The sequence below is a fragment of the Ewingella sp. CoE-038-23 genome, from assembly GCF_040419245.1.
GTDB lineage: Bacteria > Pseudomonadota > Gammaproteobacteria > Enterobacterales > Enterobacteriaceae > Ewingella > Ewingella allii.
In genome coordinates this window covers 1,169,076-1,191,608 of record NZ_JAZHOH010000001.1, presented here as the reverse complement: position 1 = coordinate 1,191,608, position 22,533 = coordinate 1,169,076, and the positions used below count along the sequence as shown (strand labels likewise).

22 protein-coding genes and 1 riboswitch are annotated in these 22,533 nt (G+C 56.4%); of the genes, 8 read left to right on the top strand and 14 right to left on the bottom strand.

The window, feature by feature from the left end; genetic code table 11:
• The first annotated feature begins 107 nt into the window (after positions 1-107).
• The gene (locus V2154_RS05725; RefSeq protein ID WP_353501413.1) at positions 108-1,310 is read left to right on the top strand and encodes a multidrug efflux MFS transporter; all 1,203 of its coding nucleotides are present in this window, start codon (positions 108-110) and stop codon (positions 1,308-1,310) included.
• Between the two features lie 792 nt (positions 1,311-2,102).
• Here V2154_RS05725 and V2154_RS05720 read toward each other — a convergent pair.
• The 6 genes from V2154_RS05720 to moaA all read right to left on the bottom strand — a co-directional run bounded on the left by V2154_RS05720 (position 2,103) and on the right by moaA (position 5,636).
• Positions 2,103-2,813, bottom strand: a complete 711-nt coding sequence (locus tag V2154_RS05720) for a Bax inhibitor-1/YccA family protein (protein ID WP_353501412.1) — start codon at positions 2,811-2,813, stop codon at positions 2,103-2,105.
• 119 nt (positions 2,814-2,932) lie between these two features.
• Positions 2,933-3,385 carry a molybdopterin synthase catalytic subunit MoaE gene (gene moaE / locus V2154_RS05715; protein WP_353501411.1) on the bottom strand — a complete coding sequence of 151 codons (453 nt, stop codon included), beginning with the start codon at positions 3,383-3,385 and terminating at the stop codon, positions 2,933-2,935.
• A 1-nt stretch (position 3,386) separates the two neighbouring features.
• Complete coding sequence (gene moaD / locus V2154_RS05710; protein ID WP_353501410.1) at positions 3,387-3,632, bottom strand: molybdopterin synthase sulfur carrier subunit; 246 nt, start codon at positions 3,630-3,632, stop codon at positions 3,387-3,389.
• Entirely contained in the window at positions 3,629-4,108 is a 480-nt protein-coding gene (gene moaC / locus V2154_RS05705; RefSeq protein WP_353501409.1) for a cyclic pyranopterin monophosphate synthase MoaC, read from the bottom strand. Before moaC ends, moaD begins: the two co-directional genes overlap by 4 nt.
• Before the next feature lie 7 nt (positions 4,109-4,115).
• A complete protein-coding gene (gene moaB / locus V2154_RS05700; RefSeq protein ID WP_353501408.1) occupies positions 4,116-4,628 on the bottom strand; it encodes a molybdenum cofactor biosynthesis protein B in 513 nt (170 codons plus the stop codon).
• Between the two features lie 21 nt (positions 4,629-4,649).
• A complete protein-coding gene (gene moaA, locus V2154_RS05695) occupies positions 4,650-5,636 on the bottom strand; it encodes a GTP 3',8-cyclase MoaA (protein WP_353501407.1) in 987 nt (328 codons plus the stop codon).
• Positions 5,626-5,795, bottom strand: a riboswitch (molybdenum cofactor riboswitch). (Overlaps the previous gene by 11 nt.)
• 302 nt (positions 5,796-6,097) lie before the next feature.
• On the opposite strand from moaA, the gene yvcK reads away from it, so the two are divergent.
• Positions 6,098-7,006 carry a uridine diphosphate-N-acetylglucosamine-binding protein YvcK gene (gene yvcK, locus V2154_RS05690; protein ID WP_353501406.1) on the top strand — a complete coding sequence of 303 codons (909 nt, stop codon included), beginning with the start codon at positions 6,098-6,100 and terminating at the stop codon, positions 7,004-7,006.
• On the opposite strand, the gene V2154_RS05685 is transcribed toward yvcK, so the two are convergent.
• Both V2154_RS05685 and uvrB read right to left on the bottom strand, forming a co-directional pair.
• Entirely contained in the window at positions 7,003-7,380 is a 378-nt protein-coding gene (locus tag V2154_RS05685; protein WP_353501405.1) for a VF530 family protein, read from the bottom strand. The genes yvcK and V2154_RS05685 overlap by 4 nt on opposite strands.
• Positions 7,381-7,463: 83 nt before the next feature.
• Positions 7,464-9,470: an excinuclease ABC subunit UvrB gene (uvrB, locus tag V2154_RS05680; RefSeq protein WP_353501404.1), complete on the bottom strand. Its 2,007-nt coding sequence runs from the start codon at positions 9,468-9,470 to the stop codon at positions 7,464-7,466.
• Between the two features lie 1,149 nt (positions 9,471-10,619).
• Between uvrB and V2154_RS05675 the strand changes: the two genes are divergently transcribed.
• Positions 10,620-11,330: an ABC transporter ATP-binding protein gene (locus V2154_RS05675; protein WP_353501403.1), complete on the top strand. Its 711-nt coding sequence runs from the start codon at positions 10,620-10,622 to the stop codon at positions 11,328-11,330.
• Here V2154_RS05675 and bioD read toward each other — a convergent pair.
• The 4 genes from bioD to bioB all read right to left on the bottom strand — a co-directional run bounded on the left by bioD (position 11,320) and on the right by bioB (position 15,127).
• Positions 11,320-12,000 (bottom strand): dethiobiotin synthase, encoded by a 681-nt coding sequence (bioD, locus tag V2154_RS05670; RefSeq protein ID WP_353501402.1) that lies wholly within the window; start codon positions 11,998-12,000, stop codon positions 11,320-11,322. The two genes, V2154_RS05675 and bioD, sit on opposite strands and share 11 nt — an antisense overlap.
• A gap of 159 nt (positions 12,001-12,159) precedes the next feature.
• Entirely contained in the window at positions 12,160-12,951 is a 792-nt protein-coding gene (gene bioC / locus V2154_RS05665; protein WP_353501401.1) for a malonyl-ACP O-methyltransferase BioC, read from the bottom strand.
• Positions 12,935-14,086 (bottom strand): 8-amino-7-oxononanoate synthase, encoded by a 1,152-nt coding sequence (gene bioF, locus V2154_RS05660; RefSeq protein WP_353501400.1) that lies wholly within the window; start codon positions 14,084-14,086, stop codon positions 12,935-12,937. The genes bioC and bioF overlap by 17 nt, the downstream gene beginning before the upstream one ends.
• A 3-nt stretch (positions 14,087-14,089) precedes the next feature.
• Complete coding sequence (gene bioB / locus V2154_RS05655) at positions 14,090-15,127, bottom strand: biotin synthase BioB (protein ID WP_185690230.1); 1,038 nt, start codon at positions 15,125-15,127, stop codon at positions 14,090-14,092.
• Between the two features lie 129 nt (positions 15,128-15,256).
• On the opposite strand from bioB, the gene bioA reads away from it, so the two are divergent.
• Positions 15,257-16,534 carry an adenosylmethionine--8-amino-7-oxononanoate transaminase gene (bioA, locus tag V2154_RS05650; protein ID WP_353501399.1) on the top strand — a complete coding sequence of 426 codons (1,278 nt, stop codon included), beginning with the start codon at positions 15,257-15,259 and terminating at the stop codon, positions 16,532-16,534.
• 9 nt (positions 16,535-16,543) lie between these two features.
• On the opposite strand, the gene V2154_RS05645 is transcribed toward bioA, so the two are convergent.
• Entirely contained in the window at positions 16,544-17,506 is a 963-nt protein-coding gene (locus V2154_RS05645) for a LysR substrate-binding domain-containing protein (RefSeq protein ID WP_353501398.1), read from the bottom strand.
• Positions 17,507-17,641: 135 nt separating this feature from the next.
• On the opposite strand from V2154_RS05645, the gene V2154_RS05640 reads away from it, so the two are divergent.
• Both V2154_RS05640 and V2154_RS05635 read left to right on the top strand, forming a co-directional pair.
• Positions 17,642-18,796 (top strand): methionine aminotransferase, encoded by a 1,155-nt coding sequence (locus tag V2154_RS05640; RefSeq protein ID WP_353501397.1) that lies wholly within the window; start codon positions 17,642-17,644, stop codon positions 18,794-18,796.
• 18 nt (positions 18,797-18,814) lie between these two features.
• Positions 18,815-19,594, top strand: coding sequence for an ABC transporter substrate-binding protein (locus V2154_RS05635; RefSeq protein ID WP_353501396.1), 780 nt, complete (start codon positions 18,815-18,817; stop codon positions 19,592-19,594).
• Between the two features lie 169 nt (positions 19,595-19,763).
• Here the strand turns inward: V2154_RS05635 and aphA are convergent, their stop codons facing one another.
• Positions 19,764-20,477 (bottom strand): acid phosphatase AphA, encoded by a 714-nt coding sequence (gene aphA, locus V2154_RS05630; RefSeq protein ID WP_353501395.1) that lies wholly within the window; start codon positions 20,475-20,477, stop codon positions 19,764-19,766.
• Between the two features lie 233 nt (positions 20,478-20,710).
• Here aphA and curA point away from each other — a divergent pair, with 233 nt between their 5' ends.
• Both curA and V2154_RS05620 read left to right on the top strand, forming a co-directional pair.
• Entirely contained in the window at positions 20,711-21,754 is a 1,044-nt protein-coding gene (curA, locus tag V2154_RS05625; protein ID WP_353501394.1) for an NADPH-dependent curcumin/dihydrocurcumin reductase, read from the top strand.
• Between the two features lie 56 nt (positions 21,755-21,810).
• Complete coding sequence (locus V2154_RS05620; protein ID WP_353501393.1) at positions 21,811-22,503, top strand: type 1 glutamine amidotransferase domain-containing protein; 693 nt, start codon at positions 21,811-21,813, stop codon at positions 22,501-22,503.
• The last annotated feature ends 30 nt before the right edge of the window (positions 22,504-22,533 follow it).

The following is a 22,533-nucleotide window of genomic DNA, read 5'->3' as shown; positions in this document are numbered from 1 at the left end:
TTATTGATTTGATGAATACCTTCCCACTTTTTGCCGTCACCTTAACGCCCTGAGTTGCTATGCTTTATGCAGTCAACACACTCATGGTAAGGTAAACCCGCAGCATAATGGAAACTTGGAAACTCAATTTAATCTCCGTCTGGCTTGGGTGTTTTTTCACCGGAATGGCGATGAGCCAAATCCTGCCTTTCCTGCCACTTTATATTGAACAGCTTGGCGTCACGTCCCACGCATCTCTGAGTTTATGGTCTGGTTTAGTCTTCAGCGGCACCTTTTTGGTTTCCGCCATTGTGGCTCCACTATGGGGGAGTCTCGCCGACCGCAAAGGCCGTAAGTTGATGCTGCTGCGCGCCGCGCTGGGTATGGCGATTGTGATGGTGTTACAGGGTTTCGCCACCAACGTCTGGCAGCTGTTTATCCTGCGCACGCTGATGGGTTTAACCTCAGGCTATATCCCCAATGCCATGGCTTTAGTGGCCTCACAGGTTCCGCGCGATAAAAGCGGCTGGGCGCTCGGCACGCTGTCTACCGGGCAAGTGGCTGGCGTGATTATCGGCCCGCTGCTCGGCGGTTTTATGGCCGACCACCTCGGCCTGCGCACGGTGTTCTTCGTCACTGGCGGCATGTTGTTTACCAGTTTCCTCATCACTCTATTCTTAATCAAAGAGCGCGTGGTGCCGGTCGCCAAGGCCGATCGCCTCAGCGGCAAAGCGGTCTTCACCGCGCTGCCCTACCCGTGGCTGATTGTCAGCCTGTTCGTCACCACCCTAATGGTGCAATTGGCCAACGGTTCGATCAGCCCCATCTTGACGCTGTTCATCCGCGATCTCTCTTCCGACACCAGCAATATCGCCTTTATCAGCGGGGTGATTGCCGCCGTGCCGGGGGTTTCCGCGCTAATGTCCGCGCCTAAGCTGGGCAAGCTGGGCGACCGAATCGGCGCGCACCGTATCCTTATCGCCGCGCTGGTGCTGTGCTTCGTGCTGTTCTGTCTGATGTCGACCATCAGCTCACCCACCCAGCTCGGCATCCTGCGCTTTATGCTCGGTTTCTGCGACGGCGCGCTAATGCCCGCGATTCAGGCGCTATTGGTGAAATACAGCAGCGACCAAACCACCGGCCGCATCTTCGGTTACAACCAATCGTTTATGTATCTCGGCAACGTCATCGGCCCCCTGCTCGGCTCCAGCGTCTCGGCGTTAATGGGCTTCCGGTGGGTGTTCCTCGTGACGGCGATTTTGGTGTTGTTCAACTTAATACAGGTAGCGTGGAGTTTTAGGCGTGTGCCGGCGCGCCAGACGAGATTTTAAATTCAAATTCAAGGTCAAGGTCGTGCGCTGCCGCCACACCGGCCTTGAGGGGCGCCTATCGCCGCGCCCCTCAAGACTCCCCGGCTCTATACTGCGCGCTTCGCTCGTGAGGCGGACGTGTTTCAGGTACACCTGTTCTCCACCGCAAAATGTCGCCGCTTAGGCGGTACCTTCGCTTCAGGCTTCGAGCCTTTGGTCTCGAACCATTCGCTCAGCGCCATTTTTGACTGCGGTTTTGAGGCATTTCAACCGAGCCGTTTCAGATGGGTTTGTCTTGCTCCCTCCCCTATTTAGGGGAGGGTTGGGGTGGGGTATTTCTCACATAAGCCACTGAGTTTGCTGCAATACCCCCTCTCAGCCTCCCCCTTACCAGCGGGAGGAGCAAACCCAAAACCCAAACAAACCCCACTGAAACGGCACGGTTGAAAAGCCAGTAAGTCGCGTTCAGAAGTGACGCCGAGCAAGAGGTGGAAAACCGCGTGTTATTTTACGCGGGTTGGAATCCCGCAGTGAGGGAACCGCCTAAGCGGCGGCACTTCGCGACAATCACTAAAGCGCCTGAAACATGTCCATTCCAACCCTGCGCAGCCTCGATCTTCCAGCAAGAAAAAACGCAGGGTTCCAAGGGAGGCGCGTTTACGCCTCCCTTGGTCGGTGTGGGCCGACGCCCACGACCTTGAGTTTGAATTTAAAAGCAGGTTTGGGCGGCAGCCCAAGGTGTCAGCGGGATTGGGCTGCCGCCCAAAAACAAAAAAGGGGCCTTTCGGCCCCCTCAATTTGAAATCAAAAACCCTACCGGCGGTTGCCAAAAATGCGTAACAGCATCAAGAACAGGTTGATGAAATCCAAATACAGCGTCAGCGCGCCCACGATAGAGTACTTGCGGAAGCTGTCTTTATCGTTAACGTCCAGCTGCTCACCCATGTTTTTCAACTTCTGGGTGTCATAAGCTGTCAGGCCAACGAAGATAACCACGCCGATGTAGGTCACCGCCCACATCAATGCCGGGCTTTTCAGCCAGATATTGACCAGCGACGCCAGCACGATACCAATCAACCCCATGAACAGCAGGCTGCCCATACGGCTTAGGTCGCGCTTGGTGGTATAACCAAATACGCTCATCGCCCCGAACATCCCCCCGGCAACCACGAAGGTGCTGGCAATAGAAGAGCCGGTGTAGACGATGAAAATACTGGAGAGCGTCAGCCCGGTTAGGGCCGAATACAGCATGAACAAGCCGGTAGCGACGGTGCCGCTCAGACGATTCACCATGCCGGAAATTACGAAGACCAGCGCCAGCTGGGCAATGATCAGACCAAAGAAGGTTATTTGGCTGGAGAAAATAAAACCGAGAATGGCTGGTGAGCGAGATGCGTACCAGGCGACAAATGCGGTTAATAGCAGACCACAGGTCATCCAACCATAGACCTGCGCCATGTAGGCTTGAATGCCGGAGTTAGCGCGTTCAACAATCGAGCCGTTACTGCGTGGATATCGATCCATGATGATTACCTCTTGCATGGAGGACAAAATTTAGGCCGTAAACACAGCCCGCCTGTGGGATAACAGTATCACAAAACCACGGCTTTGCGCGGTTGCTAAGCGTAAGGTTTAGTTGCAGTTTACCAGCGCATGGCGGCTTCTTTGTCGCTGTCGCGGGCATCCACCCAGCGGTCGCCCTGCTCGGTGGCTTCACGCTTCCAAAACGGGGCGCGGGTTTTGAGATAATCCATAATAAATTCGGTGGCTTCAAAGGCCATGCCACGATGGGCGCTGGTCACGCCAACGAACACAATTTCATCGCCGGGATACATCGCCCCGACGCGGTGATAAACCGACACCCGTTGCAGCGGCCAGCGCTGGCGGGCGTCGGCGACAATTTCCGCTAGCGCTTTTTCGGTCATGCCCGGATAGTGTTCGAGGGTCAACGCACTGACGTTGTCGCCCAAATTGTGATTGCGCACCTTGCCAGTGAAAGTCACCACCGCGCCGTCGGCGTCTGACTGGGCCAGCCACTGGTATTCGTCGCCAACGCTAAACGCCGCGCTGTCGACCACGATCCGCGTGTTTTCCATATCAGCCTCCTGTCACCGGTGGGAAGAAGGCCACTTCGTCCCCGGCCTTCACCGGATGGTCGATGTCGACCAGAGTTTGATTCACCGCCACCAACAGCTTGCCGGACTCTAACGCCAGCGCCCAGCGATCGCCGCGCTGGCACAATGACTGGCGCAGCGCTTCAACATTGATGAATTCGGCAGGCAGTTGCAGCGAACCGACGCCGATGATTTCACGCACCTGCGCGAAGAACAGAATATCGATCATGGCGCCACCTTGAAATCACCGGACTTGCCGCCGGTTTTCTCCAGCAGGCGAATCGGGCCGATCACCATATCTTTCTGCACCGCTTTGCACATGTCGTAAATGGTCAAAGCAGCGACGGACGCCGCCGTCAGGGCTTCCATTTCAACGCCGGTTTTGCCGCTCAGGCGACAGCGCGACTCAATGCGCACGCGATTGTGCTCCGGCTGGGCTTCCAGATTGACTTCAACCTTGGTGAGCAGCAGCGGATGGCAAAGGGGGATCAAATCCCAGGTTTTTTTCGCCGCCTGAATCCCCGCGATACGCGCCGTGGCGAACACGTCGCCCTTGTGGTGATTGCCGTTAACAATCATCGCCAGCGTCTCGGCGGCCATGGTGACAAAGGATTCGGCGCGGGCTTCGCGCACGGTTTCGGCTTTGGCGGAGACATCCACCATATGGGCGTCGCCGGAGGCGTTAATGTGAGTGAAAGTGGTCATAATGGGCTTATTTCTTGACGTGAGGCGTGAAGTTACACGGGCCGTTGCGCGCGTCTAACTGGGCCTCGATAACGTGTTCCCACGCGGTGCGGCAGGCGCTGGTCGAGCCAGGCACGGCAAAAATTACGGTCTGGTTCGCCATGCCGGCTAAGGCGCGGGACTGAATGGTCGAAGTGCCAATCTCTTCAAAAGACACCATACGGAACAGCTCGCCGAAGCCTTCGATTTCGCGGTCAAACAGCGGTTTGAGTGCTTCCGGCGTATTGTCGCCCTGCGTGAAGCCCGTGCCGCCGTTGATCAAAATGACTTGGATCTGCTCATCGGCAATCCATTGCGAGACCACCGCGCGAATTTTATACAGGTTATCTTTGACGATGGTTTGCGCCGCAACGCGGTGCCCTGCCTCTTCGGCCACCTCTTTCAGATAGTGCCCGGAGGTGTTTTCTGCCTCGGTACGATGGTCAGAAACGGTCAGAATTGCCAAAGAAAGGGGAAGGAAATCTTTGCTGGCCTTGCTCATCTTGTTGCTCCTTGAATGACTTCAACCACCAATAAACGACAGGTTCTGGGTAATACCCGTGTTGCCCTGATGCAAGAAATGGGTCTGCTTTTTCTGCCGCAGGCCGCCTTGAATTCTATCCATTAAGTCATCTTGCTGCATATCGTCCGCCAGCAAATCACGCAGCGGAATGCCCTGCTCGCCGAACAGGCACAGGTGCAGGTTGCCGATGGCAGATACCCGCAGGCGGTTGCAGCTGGCGCAGAAGTCTTTCTCATAAGGCATGATCAGGCCGATTTCGCCGACATAATTCGGGTGACTGAACACCTGCGCCGGGCCGTCGCTGCGCGCACGGATTTGTAGCTGCCAGCCCTGCTGCACCAGCTGTTCGCGTAGGACTTCGCCTGAGACGTGGTGTTTGCGAAATAGCTCGCTGCCGTCGCCGGTCTCCATCAGCTCAATAAAGCGTAGTTGGATTGGGCGATGTTTGATCCAGTTGAGGAAAGTATTCAGGCTGGCGTGGTTGACGTCGCGCATTAGCACGGCGTTGACTTTCACCTTGCTGAAACCGGCCTCAAACGCGGCGTCGATGCCGCGCATCACGTCGTTGAATTTGTCCTGCCCGGTAATGGCGTGGAATTGGCGAGCGTCGAGGCTGTCGACGCTGACGTTAATCGCGGTCAGGCCCGCGTCGCGCCACTGTTTGGCGTCACGCGCCATGCGATATCCATTGGTGGTGACGGCCAGCGTTTTAATGGTGGGGTTTTCGCGCACGGCGGCAATGATGTCGCAGAAGTCGCGGCGCAGGGACGGCTCGCCCCCGGTCAGGCGCACTTTTTCAGTCCCTAGATGGGCAAAAGCGCGGCTGACACGACGGATTTCGTCCAGCGACAGAAAACTTTTATTGCTGTGTCCCTGCGGCTTATAGCCGTCGGGCAGGCAATAGGTGCAACGGAAATTGCACACGTCAGTAATTGATAGCCGCAAGTAATAAAACTTGCGAGCAAAAGCATCGGTAAGTTGAAGCACCTTAACACCTTTCCAAATACGGGAGATGCAGGCATTTCTACCTTGCACCCTGGTGGCTGAGCCACGGCCAGGACGCCGTATTATTGTGCAAAATCAGTGAGAAAGTTCACCAATTCGGGCAGATAACTTAGGCGGCAAGGCTAGGAGTTTGATTTTTTCAGCTGCAAGCGCAGGGGAAAAAACGTGGTTACGAGGGCTATTGTAACGCCGCGCGGGAAGGAACTCCAAGGCGGTTTTCGCTATGTATTTATATATATAGCGGATTTTAAAGGCAATTCTCAGCACGATAACGACAAGAAACCTCATCAATGCTGCGGGTTTACCTCGCATTTCAGACATAAGTTGAATAACACCTTGTTGCAAAATTGGGTAAAATCAACCGAAGAAATGACATCAAAACCCTAATTTGCTGCCGCGCGAGTGGCAGGTTTAATTTTCTCTGGACAGCTTCAAGGATCTTTATGCGCAATCGCACGTTAGCCGATCTCGACCGCGTAGTAGCACTGGGGGGCGGACACGGCCTGGGCCGCGTTATGTCATCCCTCTCCTCCCTTGGATCGCGTTTGACCGGCATTGTCACCACCACCGACAACGGCGGCTCCACCGGGCGCATTCGCAGCGCCGAGGGCGGTATTGCCTGGGGCGATATGCGTAACTGTCTCAATCAGCTGATCACTGAGCCAAGCGTGGCGTCTGCCATGTTCGAATTCCGCTTTGGTGGGCAAGGCGAGCTGGCCGGGCATAACCTCGGCAACTTGATGCTGCGCGCGCTGGATCACCTGAGCGTGCGCCCTCTCGAAGCAATCAACTTGGTGCGCAGCCTGCTGAAAGTAGACGCCGAGCTGATCCCGATGTCAGAGCATCCTGTGGATTTGGCGGCGCTGGATGCCAATGGCGAGTGGGTTCATGGCGAAGTGAATGTCGACAAGCTGACGCAAATCCCTCGCGAGCTGATGCTGCAACCCGAGGTGAGTGCCACGCGCGAAGCCATTCTGGCGATTAAAGAAGCGGATTTAGTGCTGATTGGCCCGGGCAGCTTTTACACCAGCCTGATGCCTCTCCTGTTGATGAAAGACTTAACTCAGGCGCTGCGCCGCAGCCGCGCGCACATCGTCTACATTGGTAATTTGGGCAAAGAGCTTAGCGTGGCGGCGGCATCGCTGACCCTGCATGACAAGCTTTCGCTAATTGAAAACCAGATTGGCCGCCGCGCGGTGGATGCGGCGATTGTCGGGCCGAAGGTGAATATCGACGATGCCAGCGAGCGGTTGATCATTCAAACCCAGCTCGAAGCCAGCGACATTCCTTATCGCCACGACCGCGAATTACTGCGCAAAGCGCTGGAAGAAGCCCTGCAAAAAATGATTTAAGGTTTTTTGTTCACCAGCGGATGGTTGTTCCACGGGCTGTCCGCTGCCGGTTTGGCGGTGCTGACTTTCGGCTTTTGCGGCTTCTCGGCAGACAGTGGCGTGCGGCGTTTGCTCCGTGTCATGTCAGGACGCAAATGCCCTTCCACGAAATCCAGATACAGCGTTTCCACTTCCTTTCTCGCCCACGGCGTCCGACGCAAAAACTTCAAACTGGACTTGATGCTCGGGTCACTTTTGAAGCAGTTGATGTTCACCTGCGCCGCCAGCGCCGGCCAGCCAAAACTGTCCACCAGCTTAGTCAGCAGTGCTTCCAGCGTCACGCCGTGCAGAGGATCTTTCGCCGCAGCGGGTTTCGGTGAAGGTGTGTCAGTCATGGTTCGCTCGCAAGTCGATTTTACAGGGCGCGCAGTCTAGCATCTTTTCACTGCGCGCGACCATGTTGGATGGGCGGGAAGGATTAGGACAAGGCGATAAATTGATCTCGCAGAGACTGCAACTCATCACGGGTTCTCGCCGCGTCTTCAAACTCCAGATTCTGCGCGTGGGTGTACATCTTGCTTTCTAGCTCGCGAATACGCTGCTCCAGCGCTTTTGGCGTAAGCAGCTTGGCGGTTTCGAAGGCTTCGGCATCGCGCTTGTCTTTGTTCTTCTTGGTCTTAGGCTGGCCCAGTTGAAGAATGTCAGAGATTTTCTTATTCAGGCCCATCGGCGTAATGCCGTGCTCAGTGTTGTAAGCCTCTTGCTTGGCGCGACGGCGCTCGGTTTCGTCGATAGCCCTACGCATCGAGTTAGTGATTTTGTCGCCGTAAAGAATGGCTTTGCCGTTGAGGTTACGGGCCGCGCGGCCGATGGTCTGGATCAGTGAACGCTCGGAGCGCAGGAAGCCCTCTTTGTCGGCGTCCAGAATCGCCACCAGCGACACTTCAGGCATGTCCAAACCTTCTCGCAGTAAGTTGATGCCCACCAGCACGTCAAACTCGCCTAAGCGCAAATCACGAATGATTTCGACGCGCTCGACGGTGTCGATGTCAGAGTGGAGATAACGCACGCGCTCGCCGTGCTCTTCCAGATACTCGGTCAAGTCCTCGGCCATGCGCTTGGTCAGCGTGGTCACCAGCACGCGCTCGTTAATCTCCACGCGTTTGCGGATTTCCGACAGCAGGTCATCGACCTGGGTCGCCACCGGGCGCACTTCAATCAATGGATCAAGCAGGCCCGTTGGGCGCACTACTTGCTCCACTACGTCGCCGCCAGATTTTTCCATTTCATAGGTGCCCGGCGTGGCGGACACATAGATGCTTTGCGGCGCGGCGGCTTCAAACTCTTCGAAACGCATTGGTCGGTTATCCAGCGCGGAGGGCAGGCGGAAACCATACTCCACCAGCGTCTCTTTGCGCGAACGGTCGCCTTTGTACATGCCGCCGATTTGCGGGATGGTGACGTGGGATTCGTCGACAATCAGCAGGCCATCGGCGGGTAAATAGTCGAACAGCGTCGGTGGCGGCTCGCCCGGCCCGCGCCCTGACAGGTAGCGCGAGTAGTTTTCGATCCCCGAGCAGTAGCCCAGCTCATTCATCATCTCCAGATCAAACTGGGTGCGCTGGCTGATGCGCTGCTCTTCCAGCAGTTTGTTGTTGTCGAGCAGGTTTTTGCGACGATCCGCCAGCTCGACTTTGATCTCTTCCATCGCCTGCACGATTCGCTCGCGTGGCGTCACGTAGTGGGTTTTCGGGTAGATGGTGAAGCGCGGAACCTCTTGCTGAATTTGCCCGGTCAGCGGGTCAAACAGCGACAGGCGCTCCACTTCTTGGTCAAACAGTTCGATGCGCAGCGCCATGTCGTCGGACTCAGCCGGGAACACGTCGATCACCTCGCCGCGCACGCGGAAGGTACTGCGCTGGAAGGCCTGATCGTTGCGGGCATATTGCAGTTCGGCCAGTCGGCGTAGGATAGCGCGCTGGTCGATGATCATCCCTTTGGTCAGGTGCAGCATCATCTTCAGATAGAGATCTGGGTCACCCAGACCATAGATTGCCGAAACCGAAGCCACCACCACCACGTCGCGGCGTTCAAGCAGGGCTTTGGTGGCGGAAAGACGCATCTGCTCGATGTGTTCATTCACCGAGGCGTCTTTTTCGATAAAGGTATCAGAGCTGGGTACATAGGCTTCAGGCTGATAGTAGTCGTAGTAAGAGACAAAATATTCGACGGCGTTTTCCGGGAAAAACTCTTTCATCTCGCCATACAACTGGGCAGCCAGCGTCTTGTTGGGCGCCAGCACCATGGTTGGGCGATTCAGGTCGGCAATCACGTTGGCGACGGTAAAGGTTTTCCCCGAGCCGGTCACCCCCAGCAGCGTTTGGTGCGCCAGACCATTCTCCAGCCCTTCTTCCAAAGCGCGTATGGCCTCAGGCTGATCGCCTGACGGTTTAAAGTCGGAATGCAGTTTGAATACTTTGCTCATGAACGGGCTACCTGACAGAAGAGAAGAATCGCATAACACGGGCTGCGGAGACTCAGTATGGAAGACTCCATGAATTTTGCCAGCTATATAGTACTGGATATAAAACCAGCTTCCAATGGCGATGTGCTGTTGATTTGTTCGCAGGCCATAGCGTGGTTTCTAAGATGCGAAGAAAGCTGCACTTTTTTAGGTTATTCCATTAACCCACTTTTCCCCATGAGAGAACATTTATCCCCAATTATTTTTACGAATTAACTTTTTGACCACAGACTGACGAAAATTGACACAAGCGCCAGATCACAATTTGACAACGCTTGATTTATCATAACTCATTGAAAAATATCATTATGATTAAAAAGGTGGGATTAACGACAAACCGAGCGCAGGCCGCGTCCAGACTCGCTTGTAGCAACTTTTCTTACTCTCATGCACATGGTTATCCACAGGAATGGTGGATAACTCACAGCACGCCCCACGCAGCGCGACCTGTCAAAAAAGGCAGTTTCACCCGCGATGGGTTTCGGGCTAAGGTTTTTAGTTATTTTTTGCCTTTTTTACTTCTTTATATATGCCGATTTTGCCTAGATATGCTGTGCCATAGATATTGCAAAATGAAAAAATTTGTATATCGGCAGTCGGATTTGTCTTATCCACACATCAGTATTGCACCACAAACTCTCTGTTCAGCACTGGTAAAGTGCACTATTTCGCCACTTCCCCGTCACACTGATTGCCCAATTTAATGATTTTTCCTCTTTGGCACTCTTTCAAACCATTAACAGTCTGGTTACAACCTCTTTAGGAGTTATCCCGCCAAACTTGGCCTAAGAGTTGCAATATTATTCATATCGGTTGTTTACAGCGCATCGCCCTAAAAACGCAGCTTTTACAAAAACGCTATTTTTGGGTCGCTCTCGCTAGCTTAAGCCGTAAGAAACCGCCGTTTCAGCCTTTTATCACTGGCTAAAGGCTATTTATTGCCAATTGATGCTGTTAACAAACTTGCTAACCTGCCGCATAAAATTCTGTGAAATTACGGAAATTGCGAAACATAAATGTCAGAAATATGACAGTGACGGTCAGTTAAACAGTGACTCCGCCAAGCTAAAGCCATGAGGCCAGCCAGCGGCAGGAGTTTAGGGAGGTCTGATGTTGAGTATAAAGTCGGTAAATCAGTATTACGGCCAGAAGCATATTCTGTGGGATATCAATCTGGAGCTGTATCGCGGCCAGTGCACTTTCCTGATTGGCCGCAACGGCGTCGGCAAAACCACGCTGATTAACTGCATCATGGGACACCTGCCAGTGAAGAGCGGCAGCATCTCCTGGCAGTCGGCGAATGCTGAGCCACAGAATCTGCTGGATTTGCCCGTCGAGGGCCGCGCAATGGTCGGCATTGGCTATGTGCCTGAAGGTCGGCAGATTTTTTCGCAAATGAGTGTGGATGAAAACCTGCAAATTGCCATGATGGCCGGGCGCAACAAGAATCGCCGCATCCCCGAGCAGGTCTACGAACTTTTCCCTGCATTGAAGGAGATGGGGTCACACAAGGCCGGAGAGCTGGATGAAAGCGAGCAGCAGCAGCTGGCGATCAGCCGCGCGCTGGTGCTGGAGCCGGAGTTATTGATCCTTGATGAGCCAACCGAGCACACCAGCCCGGCGATGGCGGCCAACATGGGCAATATCATTCACCGCCTCAACCGCGATTTAGGCCTGACGCTGCTGCTGGTCGGTCACCGCCTACCCTTTATTCGCAGCGTGGCGGACCGCTTCTGCCTGCTCGATAGCGGCCGCAACGTGGCACAGGGCACGCTGGCCCAGCTTAACGACGATTTAGTGAAAGACTATCTCAGCGTGTGAGAGGCGAAAGGTCGAGATACTGCCCCAAATTGGCGTCGCTGGTGTTATCAAGGAACGGGATCTCGCCCAGCATGGGCGCAGGCAGCATACGCGCGAGCGTGGCAAGATAGGCCTGATGATGCTTCCCCGTTTCCTGTACGTCATTGGCAATCCACCCCACCAATTTTAGGCCGCTTTGCGCCACCGCCTGCGCGGTGAGCAGCGCATGGTTGATGCAGCCCAGACGCATTCCCACCACCAGAACCACCGGCAGCTGTTCGCGCACCACCCAGTCGGCAAAGGTGTGCTGCTCGCTGAGCGGCGTAAACCAGCCCCCCGCCCCTTCAACCACCGTCCAGTCAGCTTTCGGCTGTAGATGGCGTAACCCCGCCGACAGAGTTTCCAGCGCGATAGGTCGCTGTTCCAGTTGGCTGACGATGTGTGGCGAAGTCGGCTCAAGGAAGGTGCACGGATTCACCTCGTCATAACTCAGGGCCACCGAGCTATTGGCCTGCAAGGCCAGCGCGTCGCTATTTCGCGCACCCTCGGCGGTCATTTCACTGCCTGACGCCACCGGTTTATAGCCCGCCGTAGAAAACCCAGCCTGCGCCGCAGCTTGCAAAAAAGCCGTGGTCGCCACGGTTTTACCGACTTCAGTGTCCGTGCCGGTAATGAAGAATGTTTTTTTCATTTTTAGATAGCCAATGTCTTTCTCGAACAAAATCGAAATCCAAAGTCATTGGCGCTGTATCAAGGCGGCAAGCGGGTTCAGCCCGATGAGCTGACATAGGTCAGTGATTCGGGTGAGCACGCGCAGCCAACGCAGAGACAGCGTCAAGGACGACGGATTTTAGCGTGGGATTAATTCTTCGACCTGAAGCACTCCATACACCAACTTATAGGTCAGCGGCAGCATGCCGTCTTGACGGGCGTAGTGCTTTTCCAGCTTGGCGAGGCGTTCGCGCCCGCCCAGACCGCCAAGGCGACCGTTTTTGATGTGGGTCGCGCCGATGCCTTTCAGTGAACGCATCAGGCTCATGACGTCGGGAAACAGCAGGGTTTGCTGGCTGAACTGCACGTCGTGGCGATAAGGCGCGCAGGCTTCGGCGATTTTGTCCGGGGTGAGGAACTGATTGACGTGGCGACGCCCGTCGACCTTCATCCATGCCGCAGCCAACTCGCCGAGCGAGCCTTCGGCCAGCGTGGAAAACACCACCAGCCCGCCAATGCGCGTCACGCGGTGCATCTCTTCCAGCGCGCGCGGCAGCGCGTTGCACCACTGCACCGCCAGATTGCTGTAGCAGATGTCTACTGACTGATCCGCCAGCGGCAGGCGTTCAATGTCGCCGGGAATATAGCTTTCGGCGGAATTCAGCGCGCTGGCCACGTCCAGCATGCCTTGCGACAAATCCAGCGCCGTCACCTGTTTGCCCATATCGCGCCAGCGGCGGCTGAAATAGCCGGTGCCGCAGCCCGCGTCGAGTACGCGGTTACCGGCGCTTTGATGCTGCTCTGCCACCATGCTGAGCAGGTGTTCGCCCACGTCACGCTGTAACTGTGCGGCGTTTTCGTAATGACCGGCAGCGCGGCTAAAGGCGTCGGCTACGGCTTGTTTGTTCACTAATTCAGTGACTGCACCCATGAAGGGACTCCAGCAAAAAATCGATATCTTCCGGCTGATGAGCAGCCGTGAGGGTAATGCGCAGTCTTGCGCTGCCCGGCGGTACGGTCGGCGGGCGAATGGCGCTCACCCACAGGCCGCGCTCGCGCAGACGCTGAGCTAAGTCGAGCGTCGGCTGGTTTTCACCGACAATCAGCGGCTGAATGGCGGTCGCGGAGGAGGTAAGCCGATAAGGCAAATCTGCCGCGCCAGCGCGAAAACGGGCAATATTGGCCGTCAGTTTATCACGCAGCGCATCGCCTTGTTGAATACAGCGCAGGCTGGCCTGAAGGGCGCAGACCTGCGCGGCGGGCATGGCGGTGCTATAAATCAGATGACGGGCGAACTGCAACAGGTAGTCCGCCGTGTCGTCGTCGCACAGCACGGCAGCACCGCTACAGCCAAACGCCTTACCGAAAGTGACCACCAACAGCTCGGGGCGAACCCCTTGCAGCCAGCAACTGCCCCGCCCCTGCTCGCCAATCACCCCGACGCCGTGGGCATCGTCCACCAGCAGCCACGCGTGGTTATCGCGAGCCTGTTGGTGGATCTCAGCCAGAGGCGCGGCATCGCCATCCATACTGAACACCCCTTCAGTCACCACCAGAGTTTCGCCGTCGCATGAGGATTGCAGCAGGCGTTGCAGAGAGTCCGGCTGATTATGAGCGAAGCGTCGCAACTGGGCCGGAGACTGAGTCGCCGCCTCAAGCAGCGACGCGTGGCTCAGCTTGTCTGCCAGCGCGCGGTCGTCTTTTTGCAGCAGCGCGGCCAAAATCGCCTGATTGGCCGCAAAACCGGAGATAAACAGCAGCGCGCGCGGGTAGCCCTGCCACTGCGCCAGATGCTGCTCGAACTCGGCGTGGACATCGCTATAGCCCGTAACATGCCCCGAGCCGCCGCTGCCGACGCCAAACCGCGACGCGCCCTGCCGCCAAGCGGCCACAATCTCCTCGTGCTGGCTCAGCCCAAGATAGTCATTGCCGGAGAAATTCAGCCAGCGGCGCTCGCCCTGTATCAGCCAGCGGGCGCTGCCTCCGGCGTTCGGCAGGCGCACGCGAAACGCCGCCGCCTCGCGCCGTGCCTGAAGGGCGTCCTGAATTCGGCTTTCCCAGCTCATGGTTTAGACGGCTGCGTTGTAGAACTGGTCGGTGTCGGCGTGAACCAACTGCTCGGCCAGCGCCTCTTGCTGCTGGTTGTCGCCCATTTCGGTTTCGAAAACTTGTGGGTTGAGGCCCAGCTTGCCGAACAGGATCAGGTCTTTGTCTTCCGCCGGGTTTGGCGTGGTCAACAGCTTGCAGCCGTAGAAAATCGAGTTAGCACCGGCCATAAAGCACATCGCCTGTGTCTGCTCGCTCATCTGCTCGCGACCGGCAGACAGGCGCACATAGGAGCTTGGCATCATGATGCGCGCCACGGCGATGGTGCGAATAAAATCGAAAGGATCGACGTCGTCGTTGTTAGCCAGCGGCGTGCCTTTCACTTTGACCAGCATGTTGATCGGTACGCTCTCCGGCGCGACCGGCAGGTTGGCTAATTGCATCAGCAATCCGGCGCGGTCTTTGACCGTTTCGCCCAGACCCACGATGCCGCCGGAGCAGACTTTAATCCCCGCGTTGCGCACTTCTGACAGGGTATCCAGACGCTCTTGATAGCTTCGGGTGGTGATGATGCTGCCGTAGAATTCTGGCGAGGTGTCGAGGTTATGGTTGTAGAAATCCAGACCCGCCGTCGCCAGTCGCTGCGCCTGCGAGGTGTCCAGCGTGCCGAGCGTCATGCAGGTTTCCATTCCCAGCTCTTTCACGCCCTGCACCATCTGCTCAAGGTAAGGCATGTCGCGCTCGTGCGGGTTTTTCCACGCCGCGCCCATGCAGAAGCGAGTGGAACCGGCGGCCTTGGCCTGACGGGCAGACTCCAGCACCTGCTTCACTTCCATCAGGCGTTCGGTTTCCAGCCCGGTTTTGTAACGCGAGCTTTGCGGGCAGTATTTACAGTCTTCCGGGCAAGCACCGGTTTTGATCGACAGCAAGGTGCTGACCTGAACCTGACGCGGATCGAAGTGTTGGCGGTGGACCTGCTGGGCTTCGAACATCAGCTCGAGGAAGGGTTTATCGAACAAAGCTTGGGTTTTTTCCAGCGTCCAGTGGGTGCGGGTCGACATCGTTGCCATCTCCAAAATATTCTGAGTTTTGTTTTTTACCTATTCTGTAAACCATTTTTCATTTGTTTTGGTTTACCGTCAACGTTAAAATTATTTTTTGGTTTACAAGTTAGCTTTCAGGATATCGCAATGACCCCTGCCGATCTCGATTTCGACCAGCGCCACATCTGGCACCCTTACACCTCTATGACTCACCCGCTGCCGTGCTATCCCGTGGAATCAGCCCAGGGCGTGGAGCTACAACTGGCAGACGGGCGGCAGCTTATCGACGGCATGTCGTCATGGTGGGCGGCGATCCACGGCTACAACCATCCGGTGCTGAATCAGGCGGCGATTGATCAGATTGGCAAGATGTCCCACGTGATGTTTGGCGGCATAACCCATCCGTCGGCGGTGGCGCTGTCGCGGCGTTTAGTCGAGATGACGCCCGCCGGGCTGGAGTGCGTATTTCTGGCCGACTCGGGTTCGGTGGCGGTGGAAGTGGCGCTGAAGATGGCGATGCAGTACTGGCAGGCGCGCGGCGAGAAGCGCCAGACCCTGTTGACGCTGCGCAACGGCTATCACGGTGACACCTTCGGCGCGATGTCGGTGTGCGATCCGCAAAACTCGATGCACAGTCTGTATCAGGGCTATTTGCCGCAGCACCTGTTTGCCGATGCGCCGCAGTCGCGCTTCGGCGAGGCGTGGAATGAAGAAGATATCGCGCCGTTTTCCGCCCTGCTGGAGCAGCATCAATCGGCCATTGCCGCCGTCATTCTCGAGCCGGTGGTGCAAGGCGCGGGGGGAATGCGCATCTATCACCCGACCTATTTGCAACGCGTGCGGCAGCTTTGCGACCAGTACGGCGTGCTGCTGATTGCCGATGAAATTGCCACCGGCTTTGGCCGCACCGGCAAGCCGTTCGCCTGCGACCACGCGGGGATCTCGCCAGATATTATGTGCCTTGGCAAAGCCCTGACCGGCGGCTACATGACCCTCTCGGCCACCCTCACCACCCGCCACGTCGCCGAGGTGATCAGCGACGGTGAGGCGGGCTGCTTTATGCACGGCCCGACCTTTATGGGCAATCCGCTGGCCTGCGCGGTGGCTAACGCCAGCCTGAGTTTACTGGCGGAAAATCGCTGGCAGCAACAGGTGGCGGGCATTGAGCGCCAGTTGCAAAACGAGCTTACCCCGCTGGCGGCGCACTCCGCAGTGGCCGACGTGCGGGTGCTGGGCGCGATTGGCGTGGTGGAGATGCGCGAGCCGGTAAACATGGCGGCGTTGCAAAAGCACTTCGTCAATCAGGGCGTGTGGATACGGCCCTTCGGCAAGCTGATTTACCTGATGCCGCCTTACGTTATCTCCCCTGCCCAGCTCAGCCAACTGACCGGCGCGATTGCCAGCGCGCTCGAGTCCCTCTATTAATCTCTGCGATTAATTGCTGGTCACCAGCCGGTGGGAGGTGGAAAGCAGCGTGCTCAGCTTCTTCCGGCTGATTCTGGCCTGCTCGTTCAGATAGTCGATAGCGACCTGTAGCGCAGGAGTCGGGTTATCCGGGTAGAGCAAGGTGTAAGACGCGCCGCTCGCCACGCAGAGTGGGAACGGCGCCATGACGCGCTTGGCCTGTAGGTCATCTTCTATTAGCGTCAAATCCCCAATCGCGATGCCATACCCCTGCAAGGCCGAATTGATGGCCAGATCCAGCGTGTCGAAGTGCTGAGACTTGGCCGACGGTAGCCCTTTGACGCCGGATTCCCGCAGCCACAGCAGCCAGTCGCGGCGGTCGCGCGTCGGGTGCAGCAGGGTTTTCTCCGCCAGATCCTCAAGCGTGGTGCTCTCCGCGCTCTTGCCGAAGAAGTCCGGTGTGCAGATGGGCGTTAAGATCTCATCAAACAGATGATGCGCCCGGCGCGGCGAGTCCGGCGCGCGGCCAAACACCACGGCGGCGTCGAAGTGCTCGGTGCTGAAATCCACGCCGTGAGCAATGGAGGCGGTCAGCTCGATGCGCAGCTCCGGGCGATCATTCTGCAACTGAATTACCCGTGGCAGCAGCCAGCGCATGGAGCAGGTCGGGCACTTGATGCGCAAGGTATCGGGGTGCGAGCCGACGCGCTTCATCGCTTCGCCCATCTGCTCCAGCGCCTGTTGAATTGGCGGCAGCAACTGCGCGCCGCGTGGGGTCAGGGTTAGCCCTCGCGCCTGACGCAAAAACAGCGGGTAGCCCAGCGTATTCTCCAACCCGGTGATCTGCCGACTCACCGCACCCTGGGTGATGTGCAACAGCTCCGCCGCGTGGGTCAAGTTAAGGGTTTTCGCCACCACGCTGAAGGTTTTCAACAGGTTAAGCGAAGGAAGATTGAGCGCCGTCAGATAGGAAAGGTCTGGGGGAGTTGCCATGATCACCTCTTGGAATTGCTGCCAGCCATGCATCTAGATCATGGCGAGTATGACAAATTATCCATTGTCTGCACAAATAAACTACTGCTTAATCATTCATAATATATAAATATTTATGCCCTCCCGAGGTGATGCATGAAAAGCCCTTTATCGACTCAATCCAAATTGCCTGATGTCGGCACCACGATTTTCACCGTCATTGGCCAGTTAAGTGCTGAGCATAACGCGCTGAATTTATCTCAGGGCGCCCCTAACTTCTCCTGCCAGCCTTCGCTGATTGACGCCGTAACCAAAGCCATGCGCGATGGTCATAACCAATATGCGCCAATGAGCGGCGTCGCCGCGCTGCGCCACGCGCTGTCGGCCAAGGTCGAGGCGCTGTATGGCTGCCACTATGACGCCAATGAAGAAGTGACGGTTACCGCCAGCGCCAGCGAAGGCCTGTACTCGGCCATCAGCGCGCTGGTACATCCGGGCGATGAAGTGATCTATTTCGAGCCGTCGTTTGACAGCTACGCGCCGATTGTCCGTTTGCAGGGCGCGACGCCGGTCGCCATTAGCCTTTCGCTGGAAGATTTCAGCATCGACTGGGATCAGGTCGCCAGCGCCATTAACAGCAAAACGCGGATGATCATCATTAATAGCCCGCACAACCCTACCGGCGCGATTTTCAGCGACGTGGACATTGAGCGCCTGACCGCCCTCACACGCGATACCGATATCGTGATTTTGTCCGATGAGGTCTATGAGCACGTGGTGTTCGACGGCGAGCGCCACCACAGCATGGCCTGCCACCCGCAGTTGGCCGAGCGCAGCGTGATTGTCTCCTCCTTCGGTAAGACCTACCACGTCACCGGCTGGCGCGTGGGCTACAGTCTGGCTCCGGCAGAATTAATGAATGAAATCCGCAAGGTACATCAGTTTATGATGTTCTCCGCCGATACCCCGATGCAGGTGGCTTTCGCCGAAGCCATGGCCGATCCGCAAAGCTATCTGGGGCTGGCAGACTTCTACCAACACAAACGCGACCTGCTGGCCGATGCCCTGAGCGGCTCGCGTTTTGAGCTGCTGCCAAGCCGTGGCAGCTTCTTTATGTTGGCGCGCTTTAGCCACTTTAGCCCGCTGACCGATGATGAGTTTGTACTGAGTTTGATCCGTGATTATCAGGTCGCCACCATCCCGCTGTCGGCGTTTTACAGCCACAACCAGCCGACCGGGCTTATTCGCCTGAGCTTTGCCAAAGACGATGACACACTGTACGAAGGTGCCCGCCGCCTGAGCCGGGTTTAATCTCTCCGAGGAAATGACATGAAAAAAATGAAGATCGCATTACTGTTGGGTTGCGCACTGGCCTCTTTCTCAACACTGGCAGAGGGCACCGCGTTTAAATTTGGTCTGGAAGCGCAATACCCGCCGTTCGAATCCAAAAGCGCCAGCGGCGAGTTGCAGGGTTTTGATATCGACGTCGGCAACGCGGTCTGTGCCGCCGCCAAGCTGAAGTGTGAGTGGTTTGATACCGCCTTTGACGGCCTGATCCCGGCGCTGCAAGCGCGTAAATTCGATGCCATTAACTCGGCGATGAACGTTACCGAGAAGCGCCGTCAGGCCATTGATTTCACAGACGTTATCTACCGCGTACCGAGCCAGCTGATTGCCAAGAAGTCCTCCGGCCTGCTGCCGACGGTTGAGTCGCTGAAAGGCAAACACGTTGGCGTACTGCAAGGTTCGATTCAGGAGAGCTACGCGCAGGCGCACTGGGCACCGAAAGGGGTCGATGTGGTCTCTTATCAGGATCAGAATCAGGTCTATCTGGACCTCTCTTCCGGCCGCCTCGACGGCACGCTGGTGCTGGCTCCGGCTGGGCAAACCGGCTTCCTTGACCGCCCGGACGGTAAAGATTTCGCCTTCGCCGGTGACGCCGTGCGCGATGACAAAATTCTCGGCAGCGGCATCGCTTTCGGCCTGCGCAAAGGCGACACCGCCAATAAGCAGAAGCTGGACGCCGCCATCGCCAAGATTAAGCAAGAAGGCGTGATTCAGCAGCTGGCGAAGAAGTATTTCGGCGATATCGATGTGACGGTGAAGTAAGATTTTCTTTGGTTTTGTCTTTGCTCCCTCCCCTGATAAGGGGAGGGCTGGGGTGGGGTATAATTCTCACATAAACCATTGAGTTTTCTGCAATACCCCCTCCCAACCTCCCCCTTGTCAGGGGGAGGAGCAAACCCATAATCGGTCTAGGAGCTAAAACTCACACTAATCAATACTCCGAATTAACCACCACCTCTTCACCAAATGCCCCGGCCTGCGGCAATGGCTTGTAGCTGGAGTTAGAGGCGCGAAGAACGCGGATACCACGGGCGCTCACGGCCTGCGCGGCGGTAATATCACCGTCGGAATCACCGTAGAAAATCTTAATCTGCTTATCTTTCAGCCACTGGGTTTTGGTGTTCTGACCCGGCTGGTCACCGGCGAAAATCACTGGGTTAACTTTGTCTTGTGGGATTTGGAAATCGCCCTGCAAGGTCTTGGTGACGGTCTCGGTTTTAGTCTCGCTGCGCCCGGTGACGAAGTAGATGCTGTCGCCGCGTTTGAGATGCATATCAATCAGCTGCTTCGCCACTTCTTTCGGCATACTAAAATCATCCCAGCCGTTGTTCATCTTTTCCCAGAACTGCGGATTTTTCAGGTAATCCTGTTTGCCCGGAGAGAACTCTTTCTGCCCACGGTAGAAGCCAGGGCTTGAGAAAAGCACGGTGTCATCAATATCGAAACCCACGGCAATTGGCGGGCGACCCACCAGGCTGTTCTCAATCTGCGCCACTGATACCCAGTGTACCGGCGACTGCTGCGCCAGCTGCGCGACATTGACGCCCGGATAGAGCGGCGCGGGGGTGGACTCTTTCGCCAGCGCGCTCTGGTTCAGACTCAGCAGTACGCAAACCGCCCCTAGTGCCAATTTAATCTTCTGCATCTTATTTTCCTTTTATGCTTATTTATCGGTAAGTTATCGCGATAACATCGCCTCAAAACATACGCGTGAAAAGCCAAGAGCGGAAGGGCATTGTGACGGTTTTGTGACAGCACATTTTAACAAAGCATAAACCGCTCAGCCTAAGGTTCAGTTAGCTGCCTATACTTATTCCTCATGATCTGTTGCCATTTGGTAGTGGTTTTCACCAAACAATCATCTGAATAGGAGTTTGTATGTCTCAGAATTCAGCAGTAAACCGCCGCTTTGTGCTGGCTTCGCGTCCGAAAGGTGCCCCGACGCCAGAGAACTTCCGTCTGGAAGAGCAACCCGTACCTGAGGCCAAAGAAGGCGAGCTGGTCCTGCGCACCCTCTACCTCTCTCTCGATCCCTATATGCGCGGCCGCATGAGCGACGCCCCCTCTTACGCCGCGCCGGTACAAATCGATGCGGTAATGACCGGCGGCGCGGTATCTGAGGTTGTCAGCTCGAAAAGTCCTGACTTTAAACCTGGCGATATCGTTTTGGGCAGCACCGGCTGGCAAGACCATCCGGTGGTCAAAGCCAAAGAGGTGAAAAAGCTCGAAGGCCCGGCAGAGAAGCACCCTTCTCTGGCACTGGGCGTTCTGGGTATGCCAGGCTTTACGGCATTTATGGGGTTACTGGACATTGGCCAACCTCAGTCCGGCGAAACCGTGGTCGTCGCGGCCGCCACCGGGCCTGTGGGTTCACTGGTGGGCCAGATTGCTAAAATTAAGGGTTGTAAAGTGATTGGTATCGCCGGTGGCGAGGATAAATGTCGCTACGCGGTCGAGCATTTTGGCTTTGATGAGTGCCTCGATCATCGCGCACCGGATCTGGATAAACGCCTGAAAGCCGCCTGCCCGGACGGTATCGACGTCTATTTCGAAAACGTCGGTGGCGCGGTCTTCGACGCCGTACTGCCCCTGCTCAACACCAAAGCGCGCATTCCAGTCTGCGGGCTGGTTTCCCAATACAATGCGACGGAGCTGCCTGATGGCAAAGACCGCGTTTCACTGCTCGCCAGCACGATTTTAAGAAAGCGTATTCGCATGCAGGGCTTCATCATCTTTGATGACTATGGCCATCGTTACCCAGAATTTGCCAAGCAAATGGGCGAATGGTTTGAAGCCGGAAAAGTGAAATTCCGCGAAGACGTGGTGGATGGCTTAGAGAATGCGCCTCAGGCGTTTATCGGCCTGCTGGAAGGTAAAAACTTCGGCAAACTCGTGGTTCGCGTCGCGAAAGATAAAGCGTGATAGCGAATTAATGACCATAGCCGGGCCACGGCGTGACCGGACCCGCAGGAGGTAACATGAAATTACTGATTGTATTAACGTCACACGACAGGCTCGGCGATACCGGCAAGAAAACCGGCTTTTGGCTGGAAGAGTTCACCGCCCCCTACTACCAGTTTCTGGATGCAGGGGCCGAGCTGACGCTGGCGTCACCTAAGGGCGGTCAGCCGCCGCTAGACCCAAAAAGCGATGAGCCGGATGCGCAGACAGAAACCACCGACCGTTTTCGTCAGGATAAATCAGCCCAGCGCGCGCTGGGTAATACGGTGAAATTATCCACGGTGAAAGCCGATGATTTTGACGCAGTATTTTATCCCGGCGGCCACGGCCCGCTGTGGGATCTGGCTGAAGATGCTGATTCCGTGAAGCTGATTGAGTCTTTTTGGGCGGCGGGCAAGCCCGTTGCCAGCGTGTGCCACGCGCCCGGCGTGCTGCGTGATGTAAAAGACCAGCACGGGCTGCCGCTGGTGAAAGACAAACGCGTCACCGGTTTCAGTAATAGTGAAGAAGACGCGGTTGGCCTCACTGACATCGTGCCGTTTTTGGTCGAAGATGAATTGAAGAAAAACGGCGGCGATTACAGCAAAGCGGCCGACTGGCGGCCTTACGTGGTGACTGACGGCAATCTGATCACCGGGCAAAATCCGGCCTCCTCGGCCAGTGTCGCGCAGGCGCTATTGAAGCTGCTGGGTGGCGAAATCGCTAAATGAGCCAAGGCCGGTTCATGCCATTTTTAGGCT